At 66.1% G+C, this 13,362-nt stretch carries 10 protein-coding genes; 3 read left to right on the forward strand and 7 right to left on the reverse strand.

All coding sequences use genetic code 11. The features are described from left to right. Positions 1-22 precede the first annotated feature (22 nt). The 3 genes from C936_RS0107095 to C936_RS0107105 form a co-directional block, all read right to left on the reverse strand. Positions 23-1,105: a DUF3524 domain-containing protein gene (locus C936_RS0107095; RefSeq protein ID WP_018174615.1), complete on the reverse strand. Its 1,083-nt coding sequence runs from the start codon at positions 1,103-1,105 to the stop codon at positions 23-25. Between the two features lie 2 nt (positions 1,106-1,107). Further along, positions 1,108-4,326 (reverse strand): EAL domain-containing protein, encoded by a 3,219-nt coding sequence (locus tag C936_RS0107100; RefSeq protein ID WP_018174616.1) that lies wholly within the window; start codon positions 4,324-4,326, stop codon positions 1,108-1,110. 262 nt (positions 4,327-4,588) lie between these two features. Beyond that, on the reverse strand, positions 4,589-4,912 hold the full coding sequence (locus C936_RS0107105) for a high-potential iron-sulfur protein (protein ID WP_018138570.1): 324 nt from the start codon (positions 4,910-4,912) through the stop codon (positions 4,589-4,591). A gap of 327 nt (positions 4,913-5,239) precedes the next feature. Here C936_RS0107105 and C936_RS0107110 point away from each other — a divergent pair, with 327 nt between their 5' ends. Then, a complete protein-coding gene (locus C936_RS0107110; RefSeq protein WP_038038639.1) occupies positions 5,240-5,791 on the forward strand; it encodes an outer membrane beta-barrel protein in 552 nt (183 codons plus the stop codon). Positions 5,792-5,921: 130 nt separating this feature from the next. After that, the gene (locus C936_RS0107115) at positions 5,922-8,672 is read left to right on the forward strand and encodes a cation-transporting P-type ATPase (protein ID WP_018174618.1); all 2,751 of its coding nucleotides are present in this window, start codon (positions 5,922-5,924) and stop codon (positions 8,670-8,672) included. A gap of 21 nt (positions 8,673-8,693) precedes the next feature. Here C936_RS0107115 and C936_RS0107120 read toward each other — a convergent pair whose 3' ends face one another. The 3 genes from C936_RS0107120 to C936_RS0107130 form a co-directional block, all read right to left on the reverse strand. Continuing rightward, positions 8,694-10,751 (reverse strand): bifunctional diguanylate cyclase/phosphodiesterase, encoded by a 2,058-nt coding sequence (locus C936_RS0107120; protein WP_018174619.1) that lies wholly within the window; start codon positions 10,749-10,751, stop codon positions 8,694-8,696. 204 nt (positions 10,752-10,955) lie between these two features. Continuing rightward, positions 10,956-11,489: a cytochrome c gene (locus C936_RS0107125; RefSeq protein WP_018138566.1), complete on the reverse strand. Its 534-nt coding sequence runs from the start codon at positions 11,487-11,489 to the stop codon at positions 10,956-10,958. Between the two features lie 77 nt (positions 11,490-11,566). Further along, the gene (locus tag C936_RS0107130; protein WP_018138565.1) at positions 11,567-12,136 is read right to left on the reverse strand and encodes a hypothetical protein; all 570 of its coding nucleotides are present in this window, start codon (positions 12,134-12,136) and stop codon (positions 11,567-11,569) included. A gap of 208 nt (positions 12,137-12,344) precedes the next feature. Between C936_RS0107130 and C936_RS14260 the strand changes: the two genes are divergently transcribed. Beyond that, entirely contained in the window at positions 12,345-12,668 is a 324-nt protein-coding gene (locus C936_RS14260; RefSeq protein ID WP_018138564.1) for a hypothetical protein, read from the forward strand. Between the two features lie 27 nt (positions 12,669-12,695). Here C936_RS14260 and C936_RS15115 read toward each other — a convergent pair whose 3' ends face one another. Next, positions 12,696-13,358: an O-methyltransferase gene (locus C936_RS15115; RefSeq protein WP_018174620.1), complete on the reverse strand. Its 663-nt coding sequence runs from the start codon at positions 13,356-13,358 to the stop codon at positions 12,696-12,698. Positions 13,359-13,362 lie beyond the last annotated feature (4 nt).

A 13,362-nucleotide genomic window follows, 5' to 3' on the forward strand; every position in this document is an offset into this window, starting at 1 on the left:
GCGGCCCCGTTCAGCGTTTCCCTCAGGCGGCGCCTCGCCGGGTCTCCAGCAGTTCTTCGATCTGACGCCGCCATTGCGGTTCCACCCTCTTGCTGTGCCACTGGCCGATATCGGGGACGGGCGGTCGCGCGCCGGTCAGCCATGCGCCGAGACGCGTGGCCAGTGCTTGGGTATCACCGGCGGGGTAACGGCAGGTGGCCGGGTATTGCTCGGGGTATACCAGGGCATCCGGCACCAGTGGCAGTATGCCCGCGCGGGTGGCCTCCAGCAGCGAAAGACCCTGGAACTCGTGGCGGGCAGTGCTGACCACGATCCCCGCCCGGCACAGCCAGTATTCGTATTCCTCGCGCGAGCACTTGGCGTCCACGATGATGCGGTCAGCCAGATGCGTGCGGAGTCGTGTGAGGGCGTCCGGAATCCTGGCGGGCCGAGGGCCGAGCAGGGCCAGTCGGAAATCGATTCCCTCACGGGCCAGTTGCAGCAAGGCTTCCGCGAAGTCGTCCGGGGCCTTGTCGTACTCCCAGCGGTGATTCCACAAAATCAGGTTCGGGTCGCGCTCTGCGTGGTCGGTGGTGGTGATGGCCTGGATCGGAACGGGCAGGATCTCGCTGCGCTCGTCGAGCGTCGTGCGCAGACCCGGGGGTACCTTGTCTGGCATACGTGCAAGCAGGCGGTCGACGCCGTCGAGAAAGGTATCGCGGTTGTAGTGCGAGTTGAACGCGATGCGGTCGGCCGCCAGGGCGCCGTAGAGCTGGACCATCTGCGGATCCACCGAGGGGTTCTGGCCGGGGCTGGTCGGGTAGGCGAACTGGTTTTCGTGGAAGTAGTACAGCGCAGGTGATTGCGCGAGTGCCGGGTGCAGGCCGCGCAGTGTGGCGAGATCGACCATGGAGGTCGCAACCATGGCGTCGGGTTGGGCGTCGCCGAGGCTGCGGAGCCAGGAGAGCGGGTTGCCCCGTATGCGCCAGCGGAAGTGGCGCCCCGGTAATTCCCGGCGATCCCAGTCGAACTCGGGGAATTGCCGGGTCAGCCAGTCGGCCCAGGCGGCATGGCTGTCCGCACGGTAGGCGGACAGTAGCAGGATGCGGGGTGCCGCGGGCTGCACACCTACGGGGCCCGGTCCGGCGGGAAGTCCGGCGAGGGGCGATTCAGATGGTAGCCCTGGACCATGTCGACCCCCAGGTCGGCCAGCATCGCAAGGGTGTCGCCGTCTTCGACGCACTCGGCCACGGTCCATTTTTCCAGTCCGCGAGCGACGTCGACCATCGCGCGGATGAATGCCTGGTTGTCGCGGTTGTTCGGCAGATCCCGCACGAACATGCCGTCGATTTTGAGCACCTGTACGCCCAGGTACTTGAGGTAGGCAAAGGTGGAGAAGCCGGAGCCAAAATCGTCCAGGCAGACGAGGCAGCCGGCCTGCTGCAACGCTTCGATGAAGCGCTGGGCGTCCTGCATCTCGGAGACGGCTGCCGTTTCGGTCAGTTCGATGATCAGCCGCCGGGGATTGACACCCTGCTGGCTCAGCTCGTTGGTGATGTATTGCGGCAGCCCGGGTTCGTCGAAGCTGCGACCGGAGATGTTGATCGCGATCCCCGGGAGTTCAGGGTGGCCGGCCAGGTGCGCGATGCTCTCGCGGATCACCCAGCGGTCGATATCGAGGATCTGCCCGGTCTTCTCGGCCACAGGGATGAACTGCCCTGGCATCACGACCTCGTCGGACGCCAGTGGGTCGCGCATGCGGACCAGGGCCTCCATGTGATTGAGCGCCCCGCTGTCCAACTGGTAGATCCCCTGGAAATGCAGCTCGAACTGCCCGCCCTCCAGCGCGTTGCCAATGCGCTGGCTCCAGCTCATTCGCTCGAGCATGCGTTCGGCGGTGTTGCGGCTGGCGTCGAATACCGCCCAGGTGTTTTTGCCCGAGTCCTTGGCCTGGTACATCGCGGCATCGGCATGCGCCACCAGGTCTTCGACATTGTCACCGTGCTCGGGGTAGCGCGCGATCCCGATGCTCGCGGTCAGGCGGTAGTTTTGGCCGCGGAAGCGGAACGGAATCGCGGAGATCGCGCGGGCCACGCGTTCAGCTAGCCCTTCAGGTTCCCGTTCGGATGCCTGGTCGACCAGGATCGCGAACTCGTCGCCGCCAAGGCGGGCAAAGATCTCCTCCTCGCGTACGAGGCTTGCGATCTCGCCCGCCGCGCGTACCAGGACCGTGTCCCCGGCGCGGTGGCCGAAGGTGTCGTTGATGGTCTTGAACTCATCGAGGTCGAAGTAGATCAACGCGAGCTGGGTCTCGCGGCGGCGGGCGTTGTGGATCGCATGCTCCAGCTGGCGCTGGAAGCGGTGGCGGTTGTACAGGCCCGTGAGCGGGTCGTGCTCGGCCAGATAGACCAGCTGCTGGGCGGTCTGGCGCTCGTGGGTGACGTCCTCGTACAGCCACAGCCGACCAATAGAGCGCTCGTCGGCATCGTGTACCGGATAGGACAGCTGCGTGAGGATCCGGCCGTCGTAGAGATCCACCTCGAAGCGTTCGCTGATCTCGTGGGTGTCGAGGACGTGCAGCACGTGCCTCGAGGCATGGTCGGGCCGGGCAAAGCGGTGAGTGGAATGTTCCAGCACGGCACGTGAGGGCTGGCCGACCAGGTCGATTTCGTCGGCGATCGCCCACATGCGGCGAAATGCCGGGTTCACGTACTCGATGTACCCCTCGCGATCCTCGAACAGGATGCCGATGCTCATGGCCGACAGCAGCGAGGCCATGCGTCCCTGCTCGCGCCGCGTAAGTTCCAGCAGCCGGGCCTGCTCGTCGCGCGAGGTCTCCAGGCTTTCCAGTGCCTCCAGAAGTGCTTCTTCATTGCGCCTGCGCTGGCTGATGTCGTGCACGATGGCGACATAGCGCGGGCGTTCACCCCGGGGGGCGACCAGCTGCAGGGAGATGTGTACGGGGATCAGATGGCCGGCGATGTGCTGGTGCGTGGTCTCGAACAGCAACTGGTCGCGCTCCCCTCGCCGCAGGGGTTCCAGCATGCTGCGGAAACGGGTCTCGGGGAACTCCGGTTTGATGTCGTAAGGGTGCAGTTGCAAGAGCTCGTCGCGAGTACGCCCGGTCTGGTCCATTGCGCCCTGGTTGACATAGATGAACTGCAGGCTGTCCACGTCGAACAGGAAGACGCCATCCAGCGTCAGGTCCAGCGTGCTGCGAAAGGCCTCGAGCTCCTCGCTGCGGCGTTCGAGTTCGTGGGAGGTGGTGACCAGCTCGTGGGCGTCGATCACGTGACCCTGAAGATAGATGAGCCGCCCGTGTGCGTCGTACACGCCGGTCCCGCGTTCGAAGACCCAGCGCAAAGATCCGTCCCGGTTTACCGCTCGATACTGGATCTGATAACTGCCGTCTCGCTTGAGCCCTTCCTGCACGCCCTCCCAGGTATAGTCGGTATCGTCCGGGTGGACCCAGGCGGCGAAGGTGATGTCGCCACGATAGAAGTCGCGGGCCTCGTAGCCGGTCAGCTCATGCACCCCACCGTCGACGAAGATCACGTCCCACTGCGGGTTGTTGCGGCAGCGGTAGACAAAGCCATTGACCGTGTCCAGCACCCGTAGCAGGTCGTCGCTGTGCTGCGCGCCGAGACTGCGTGCGAGGCTGATCAGCGCCAGGGTGAAGAGCATCGCGGCACCGGTGCGCAGTGACTGGATCGGGACCCCGGTTGCGGCCAGGAAATCGCCCTGCGTGGGCAGCCATGGGGGGAGGCCGAAATCAACCTGTGCCGGGAAAGGCAGAAACGCGGCATAGGCCAGGAACGCGAAGGCTGCGATCCCCAGCGCCGGGATATGCCGCTGCATCTCCGGCTGCGCCTCCGGGGGGCGAACGTGCAGCAGGAACGCGAGCCCTGTGAGGAGCGCGCCGGGGAATCCGATCAGGTAGCGGGCGCCATTGGCGAGGCCCGTTGCCGGCTCAACGACGACCAGGAGCATTGTGCTCAGGCCGATAGCGAGACCCCCGTATATCCCCCAGGCTGGCAGGTGCAGGCCGGGGCGGATATCGAGCAGCGCGCGCCGACCGAACTCCAGCAGGGGCAGATAGGAGATCGCGAGCCAGGTGGCCATGAACCAGCGATCGGACACTATGCCCAGTTCGTGATGCAGGCCGATCGCGTTGAGGAAACCATAGGTCCCGTGCAGAAGACCGAACGGCACCAGCCACCCGACATGAGCGGCGAAAGGTACAAACCGTTCGCGGCGCGGCAGCATCAGCGCCACGATGCCGAGGGTGAAGAACGCGAGCCCGTTGAGCGCGTACAGCAGCGTCAGTGGCGTGGTGTCCAGGCCCACTGGCTAGAGGTGGGCTCTGATTGGAGAACGATGTTGCTCGGGGCCGGGGCAGGCGCTCGAACGGGAGTGGGGCACGCGGAGCTCCTTAAACGGGCGGTTCATCGTCCGATAACGTCCAGAAGGCCAAAAATTTGAGGCGCTGCGGCGTAAGCGTGACCGGTTTGTGACCCAGTCCGCAAGTCGTACCGTTCAATTGCGGAGGCTATAAACGTGAACACCGCCCGGAGGCGGTGTTCGCAGGTGCCGTCAGGCGGTGTGGTGATCAGCCGCCACGGACATGGGCATCGCACCAGCCGTCGGCGTTGACCAGGACGTCCTGGAAGGCCTGGTGGTGGCAGCCACCCCAGCCGTTGTCCTCTTCGCCCGCCCAGAAGGCGCAGTTGTCGCACACGGCACCGTCTTCGTAGGCGTCGTGGCCGGATGCGTCGGACGCATCGTTCACGTAGTCATGGGCGTGACCGTCTTCGGCCTTCGGCTTGGCATAGGCAACGCCGAAGGTGGTCAGACTTGCGAGCGGGACGGCTGCCACAGCCATGGAGGCGCGGCGGAGAAAGGCTCGGCGGTTCGCGTTCGGTTGATCGGACATGGAGTGACCTCCGTAGATCATATGAATTTTTTAGCGCTTAATTTGACCCGAGGCATGGTTGAAGCATGCCGGACGGATCGCTGGATTAGAGCGAGGGAATATCCAGATGTTCCCGTGGTGGGCAACTTCTGCCTGATTCAAAGACACGCTCCGCACCCTTCGATGCATCGGGCGGCGAAAAAATTCCGTTCCCTGGTGGCCCGCCCCGGTTTCTATGGACTCGGGGATCAACTAATATCAGGAGGTGCTGAAGTTCCTGCTGGCGGTGGCGGCACGACGCGCCAGCGGGGCTTCAGGTCCCCGTCAATGACTCACTGGAGGTGTCCCATGCTCAAGCTACGTACGTCCCTTGCTATGTTGGCCGCTGGTTCTCTTGCGCTGGCCGGAACGACGGTCCAGGCGCAGGAACGCGTGGGCATGGAACCCAGTATCGCCGTCATGCTCGGCTCGGTCTCGCCGGACGCGTCGGGGGCCTCGACGGACTGGGGCTATGGCATCGAGCTGGGTGCAAATTGCCAGCTGCTCCAGCCGCGCACCGGTGTCCTGCGCCACCAGCTGAGCGTTTCCCGATACTCCGAGAGCCCGCTGCGCATGACCAGCACCGAGCTGAATACCCACTGGATGTTCGAGACCGCACCGAACCTTGAGCTGGGTTTCGGTCCCGGCCTGGGCTATGTGCGTGCGGAATTGGGTGATGACACCAACGGCCTGTGGGCGGCTCAGTTCGGCGGCAGCCTGAAGTACACCATGGACAACAATATGTTTCTTGGCGTCGAGGCCCGCTATCAGTTCACGGAGAGTGATCGCTTCCGTAGCGGCCGCGGTCGCGAGGACGTCGACAATCTGCGGGTGATGGCCAAGCTGGGCGTGCATTTCTAGCCGGCCACAGGCTAGCCGACCATCGGCTGAACGGCGGGGCTGAATCAGGCCCCGCGCCCTGCCCGCCGAGGCTTGCCGGTCGCGGGGTCTTGTTCGAGGATGGGGCTTCATCTCTCGGCACCGATACCGAATGGACGAATCGCAAAACGCGCAGTCCCCCAGGGACGAGACCATCGCCTGGCATGCTCTTGATCCCGATGCCGCCCTGAGCGAGCGCGACAGTCGCCGCGAGGGGCTGTCCACTGACGCGGCCCGGGAACGCCTGGACCAGTACGGCAGGAACCAGCTGCGCCCGCCGGAGCAGGCGGGCCTGATCCGGCGTTTCTTTCGCCACTTCCACAACATCCTGATCTACATCCTGCTGGCCGCGGCGGCCGGTACGGCCCTGCTCGGTCACTGGGTCGACACCGGCGTGATCCTGGCCGTGGTCCTGATCAACACGCTGATCGGCTTTGTCCAGGAGGGCAAGGCGGAAAAGGCGCTGGATGCGATCCGCAAGATGCTCTCGCCGCACGCGCTGGCCCTGCGCGATGGGCACCGGCGCGAGATTCCGGCCGAGGAGCTGGTCCCGGGCGATATCGTCTATCTGCAGGCGGGCGACCGTGTGCCGGCGGACCTGCGCCTGCTCGAGGTCAAGAACCTGCGGGTCGAGGAGGCGGTGCTGACCGGGGAGTCGGTCGCGGTGGAAAAATCCCCCGAAGCCGTGGACCGCGAGGCGGACCTGGGGGACCGCACCGGCATGGCCTTTTCCGGCACGCTGGTCGCCTTCGGGCGCGGGCACGGCGTGGTGGTGGCCACCGGCGAGCACACCGAGATCGGTCGCATATCTTCGATGCTGGGCGAGGTCGAAAGCCTGCAGACGCCGCTGGTACGCCAGATGGAGCAGTTCGGCCGCTGGCTGGCCGGCGTCGTCGTGGTTATCTCCGCTGCGACGTTCGCCTTTGGCTACTGGGTGCGCAGTTACCCGCTGGACGAGATGTTCCTGGCAGCGGCCAGTCTGGCGGTCTCCTCCATCCCCGAGGGTCTGCCGGCGATCATGACCATCGCCCTGGCGATCGGCGTGCAGAAGATGGCGCGGCGCAATGCCATCATCCGTCGCCTGCCGGCGGTGGAGACGCTGGGCTCGGTCTCCACGATCTGCTCCGACAAGACCGGCACGCTGACCCGCAACGAGATGACGGTGCAGACCGTGTGCACGGCGGGCGAAGAGTACGGCGTCTCCGGCGTGGGCTATGCCCCGCACGGGCATTTCTCCGTGGGCCAGCAGGAAGTGGAGGCCGACGAGCAGCCGGCGCTGCTGGAGGTGCTGCGCGCGGGCCTTTTGTGCAACGACGCCCAGGTGTTCGAACGCGAGGGCGAGTGGGTGATGGAGGGCGACCCGACCGAGGGGGCGCTGGTGGTGGCCGCGCGCAAGGCGGGGCTCGACCCGCACCTGGAGGCGGAGCGGCTTCCGCGTGCCGATGTGATCCCGTTCGAGTCCGATCATCGCTACATGGCGACCCTGCACCATGATCACGACGGGCATGCGCAGATCTTTCTGAAGGGGGCCCCGGAGCGGGTGCTGGAGCTGTGCGACCGGGTGCGTGCGGGTGAGGATACCAATGACCTTGACCGCGAAGCCTGGCACCAGTCGCTGGAAGCCATCGCGGCTCGCGGCCAGCGCCTGCTGGCCATTGCGACCCGCGAGGTGGAGCCTGATCAGCGCGAACTGAATTTCGATCATGTCGAGCAGGGCGGGTTCGCCCTGCTCGCCCTGGTGGGGATTATCGATCCGCCGCGGGACGAGGCGATCCAGGCCGTGGCCGAGTGCCGGGAGGCGGGCATTCGCGTGAAGATGATCACCGGCGATCATCTGGCGACCGCGCGGGCCATCGGCGAGCAGCTGGGGCTGGGGCGCGATGCCGAGGCGCACGCGGGGCACGAGCTGGATGATGTAGACGACGAGCGCCTGGCGCAGATGGCCGAGGCCACCGATGTGTTCGCACGCACCTCGCCCGAGCACAAGCTGCGTCTGGTGCGGGCCCTGCAGGGCCGCGGTCGGATCGTTGCCATGACCGGGGACGGGGTGAACGACGCCCCGGCACTCAAGCGCGCGGATGTCGGCGTCGCGATGGGCGGCAAGGGCACGGAGGCCGCCAAGGAGGCGTCGGAGATGGTGCTCGCGGACGACAACTTCGCCTCGATCGCCCACGCGGTCGAGGAGGGGCGCACGGTCTACGACAACATCCGCAAGGCCATCCTGCACATGCTGCCGACCAACGCCGGGCAGTCGCTGACTATCATGATGGCGATCCTGATGGGGCTGGCCCTGCCGCTGACACCGGTGCAGGTACTGTGGGTGAACATGGTGACCTCGGTGACCCTGGCGATGGCGCTGGCCTTCGAACGTGCCGAGCCGGGGGTGATGCAGCGTCCGCCGCGTGCCCCGGATCAGCCGCTCCTGTCCGGGTTCCTGTTGTGGCGCATCCCGTTTGTTGCGGTCCTGCTGTGGCTCGGGACCTTCGGACATTTCGTCTACATGGAGACGGTGGTCGGCGTAAACGAGGAGCTGGCGCGTACCATTGCGATCAATACCCTGGTGGCCGGGCAGGCCTTTTATCTCCTGAATCTGCGCCTGATCCACCAGCCGGTGCTGCCGGGATTCGAGCTGTTTCGCTCGCACAGCATGTGGATCGCGATTGGGGTCCTGATCCTGCTTCAACTGGCCTTCACCTATGCCCCGGTGATGCACACCCTGTTCGGCACGACCACGATCGGCCTGGGCGACTGGCTGCGCATCCTGGCCTTCGGCCTTGCGGTGTTCGTGATCGTGGAGCTGGAGAAACTGGTGGTGCGCCAGGTGCTGGCCCGCCGTCGAGGAATTGCCCCGACGGCGGTGTAGCCTCCAGGCCGGCCGCTGGGCTCAGGTGGTGACCAGCGGGAGCTGATCGGCAACCAGGAGGTCGCCGGCCCGGTCGGCGGGTACGGGGCGGGAGTAGTAGTACCCTTGGGCTCGGGTGCACCCCAGTGCGCGCAAGGTGGCCGCGTGGGTATTGCTCTCGACGCCCTCGGCGACCGCCTCCAGGCCGAGGTTGCGCGCCATGTTGATCACGGTCTGCACCAGGCGCTGGCTGTATTCGTCGCGGTCCAGCCCGGCCACGAAGGCGCGATCGATCTTCAGGATATCCAGCGGCAGGCGGTGAAGATAACTGAGCGACGAGTAGCCCGTGCCGAAGTCATCCATCGCCAGACTGACGCCGAGGGCCTTCAGTCCCTTCAGGGTGGCGATCAGTTCTTCGAGGTTGCCCAGCGTTGCGGTCTCGGTGATCTCCAGGCGCAGTTGTTCCGGCGGGGTGTCGGTACCGCACAGGATCGTGGCGACCTCGTCCACCAGCTCGGGGCGGGTGAGCTGCCGCGCGGAGAGGTTGGTGCTGATCGTCAGCGGCGGGCCGCTGCGTTGTGCATTCCAGGTCTGTAGCTGGCAGCACGCGGTGTACAGCACCTGCATGTCGATCAGGTGGACCAGCCCGGCATCCTCCGCGATCGGGATGAAGCGATCCGGGGGCAGGAGTTCGCCTTCCCGTTCCCAGCGCACCAGGGCCTCGAACCCGGTAATGCGATTGTCCGCCAGGGACATGATCGGCTGGTAATGCACGACAAAGGCATTGCGCTCCACCGACTCGCGCAGGCTGGTCTCCAGACGCAGGCTCTCGAGCGCCTGCGTCTGCATGCCCGGGTCGCAGAACTCGCAGCGGGCCTTGCCGAGCGATTTGGCGCGATACATCGCCATATCCGCCTCGCGCATCAGATCCTCGGCACAGCTCGGGCCGTCCTGATCGGCACTGGCGACTGGGCAGGCCTGGCCATAGGGGCGCGTGGCGATGCCGATACTGACCGTGACATACACCGTCTGGCCGGCGACCGCGAAGGGCTCGTGCAGGACGGCCTGCAGGCGCTCGGCGACGCGCAGCGCATCCACCGGTTCGTGCAGGCCCTCCAGCAGGATCGTGAATTCGTCACCGCCCAGTCGGGCGAGGGTGTCGTCCGGTCGCGCATTGTGGTCAACGCCGGGACGAGAAACCGTGTCGTTCTGGCGTAGCGTCGTCAGCAGACGCTGGCCGACCTGGGCCAGCAGTTCGTCGCCGGCCGTGTGGCCGAGGCTGTCGTTGACGAGCTTGAAGCGGTCGAGATCGACGAACAGCACGGCGAACAGTGACTCCGGCTCGCGCGCATAGCGCGCGATCGCGTGCTCCAGGCGGTCGTGAAAGAGCCGCCGGTTCGGCAGGCCCGTCAGCGGATCATGGGAGGCGTGGTGGATCAGCCGTTCGGCGTGGCGGTTGCGCTCGACCACGCGCCCCAGTTGCACACCGGCCTGTGCCAGCAGGGCCAGTACCTCCGGCTGCTCGGGAGTGGTCTCGGCGGCGAAAAATTCCAGTACGCAGGCGACCTCGTGCCCGACCATGACCGGGAAGGCGAAGCCCGAGCGCAGGCCGCTCAAGGCCGCTGCCGCGCGCCGGGGGAAATGGGGGTCCTGATCCAGGTGCTCGATCCACACCGGGGCACGCTGTTCGAGAACGCGGCCGGGCAGGCCCTGGCCGGAACGGAAGATCGTGTCTTCCGTACATTCACGAAAGGCCTCGACCGGGTCGAGTGTCCGCAGGTGCCAGATGCCCGTCGGGCCCAGCTCCAGTTCGCCATCTGAACTCTTGCGCGCAAGGTAGGCATGGCCGACCGGCCAGTCGAGAAACTCCCCGATGGCATTCAGGGCCGTGCGCAGGACTTCGGCGATGGAGTCGGACTGATTGGCTGCGAAGGCAATCGTGTTGAGCAGTTCGATCTGCTGCTGCTTCGCGTAGAGGTCCTGCAGGCGGGTGTCGGCCAGGGATTCTGCATGTCGTCGGGCCTCGCGTTCCTCGCGAATCAGGCCCTCGAGGCGCGCGCGCTCCTCGTCCGGGAGGACGTCGCTACGGCGGCGATTCATTGGTGGTTTCCGTGTTCGCGGCGACCACTGGCTGCGTCATGCATGGGCTTCCCCGGTCTTCCATACCCTGGGTGTGAACGCGGCGGATCATAACCCGTTTGAGGCTTGCTATCTCGGCAGACGCCGTGGCGCTAGCGGCTATTCCCGAGTGAGCGTAATTCCTGGGGGCGGTGTGGCTTGCGTGAGGTCCCGGTTGAGCACTGTTTAGTGATGTTCGTGCCCGGTCGAAGGGTTGCGCGGATCGGATACGTGAGTGACCCAGGGCTCGCCCATCTCTTCCTCCCAGGCCTCCTGGGTCGGGTGGTTCTGGTCGTAGCGGATCCATGCCTCGAAGATCTCGTCGGGCCACTGCGCCTGTATGAAGGCGATAATCGCTTCTACGTCGTCGTAGGACAGGGTGTCCTCGAAACTGGGCATGGCCCCGCCGCGCGCTTCGGCGCCGTAGCGGATCATGTCCTTGAGCTGCCAGTAGGGGTGGTGCCAGGTGTGGGCGCTGCCATCCAGGGGCGGGGGCGGCATGTAGCCGTCCGCGTCGCGCTGGCGCCAGTTCTCCGCGCCCTCGCGATTCTCGCCGTGGCATACCGCGCAGTTCTGCATGTACAGCCGTTCGCCGTATTGCAGGGTCTCGTTGTCCCAGTCGCGCTGGTGGTGTTCCGGGGTCGCGTCCAGGCCTGGCAGACCGTCGCAACCGACCAGGACCGCGCCGGCGAGCAGCGCGGCCAGGGCCGGAAGGAACATGACGGGCCGGCGTCCGTGTCGGCTTGGCTTCATTCAACCCTCATTGTGACGAGTACCATTTCAGTCCGTCCGTTGGTTCAATTCGTCTGCATCGCCGGGTCGTCCGGGTCCGCGGGATTTTCCTGCGTGCCCGGTTCGCCTTGCTCGGCCGGCGGGCGATCCCCGCGGACGGCATCACGAACGGAGCCCCAGGCCTTGCGCGAGCCATCGCGAACGCCACCCCAGGCATCGCGGGCGCCTTCGCGCACACCCTGCCAGGCACCGGAGGAACGTTCGCGGGTCTCGGCGGACCATTCGGCCAGGTTGTCGCGTTCGCGTACCAGTCCGTCGTAGGCCCGTTCTCGGCGCTCGCGGGTGGCATCGCTCAGGTCATCCCAGCCCTCGCGCGTGCGTTCGCGCAGGGTGGTGAGCTGCTGGTCCATTGCATCCAGGGTTTCGCGGGTGCGCGAGCGGGTTGCTTCGTCGTCGCGTTCGGCATCGGCCTGGATTTCTTCGCGGGTCTGCGCCCAGTCGTCGCGCAGCTCTTCCATTTCGGTTGCGGTTTCGTCCTCGGCGGCCTGCTCCTCGGCCAGCACGAGCGGCGCACTGAGTGCCAGCGCGGCCGCGGCCACCAGGGCGAGTCCTGTCGTGCGGATGTGGTCCATCATCGTATCCCCCGTGGGAATGGGCTTGTGGTCATGTGATGATAAGACGTTCGTGCGGTGGAATTTGTTGCAGTGGATGATGGATTTGCGACGCGAGACACGTGATGGGGTACCAGCCATGATAGACAGACGACTAATCGGGGCGCTTCTGCTGGGCGGGCTGCTGGCGGGTTGTGCGCCATTCCCTTCTGAGCAAAAGCGAGCGACGGACGTGTTCCAGCCGCAGCCGACCGAGCGCAAGACGCTCGAGATCCCGGAGCTCGAACCGGCCGCCACGCCGGGGGGCGCGGTGATGGACTGGGTGGAGGCCAGCGGCTGGCGCGAGGGCCTGGGTACGGACTACTCCAGTCTGGAGATCCACCATCAGCGCCGCGAGCGGGCCGAGGTCTTCGTCAAGAACCTGCGCGATGACGCCGTGCGCGACCATGAATACCGGCTGACACTTCGTGAACGCGACGATGGCTGGGCGGTGACCGGGGTGGAGCGGCGCGTGATCTGTCGCCGGGGGTTGTCTGGCGACGGGCTTTGTCGCTGATCGCCTGATTCGCGCGCGGCCTGACGATCAGCGGCGACGCGCCAGGGACAGGCCGTCGCCGATCGGCACCAGCGAGAGGTCGATGCGCTCGTCGCGATGCAGCGCCTGGTTGAAGTCGCGGATGGCCCGGGTGTCCTCGTCATCGCAGTGCCGGTCCGCCACCTGGCCATGCCAGAGGGTGTTGTCCACCATGATCAGTCCGCCCGGGCGGACCAGGCGCAGGCAGGCCTCGAAGTACTCCGGGTAACCGGTCTTGTCGGCGTCGATGAACGCAAGATCGAAGCGATCGCTCTGTCCTTCAGCCTCCAGCTGGCGCAGGCTGGCGCGCGCATCGCCCAGGCGCAGGTCCATGCGCGCGGCCAGACCGGCCCGGTCCCAGTAGCGCCTGGCGATCGCGGTCCAGGTCTCGCTGTGATCCAGGCAGACCACCTCGCCGTCGTCGGGGAGGGCTTGCCCCACCGCCAGCGCGCTGTAGCCGGTAAAGGTGCCGACTTCCAGGTAGCGCCGGGCCCCGACCAGGCGCGCCAGCAGGGCCATGAACTGTCCCTGTTCGGGGGCGATCTGCATGTTGTGCTCCGGCAGCCCCGCGGTCTCGGCGCGCAGCTCCGCAAGCAGGCTGGACTCGCGCAGCGAGCGATCCAGTACATAGGCCTGAAGGCGGTCATCGAGCCCGATTGAACGGTTGGACATCACG

The organism is Thioalkalivibrio sp. ALJ4 (assembly GCF_000377225.1).
Classification (GTDB): Bacteria; Pseudomonadota; Gammaproteobacteria; order Ectothiorhodospirales; family Ectothiorhodospiraceae; genus Thioalkalivibrio.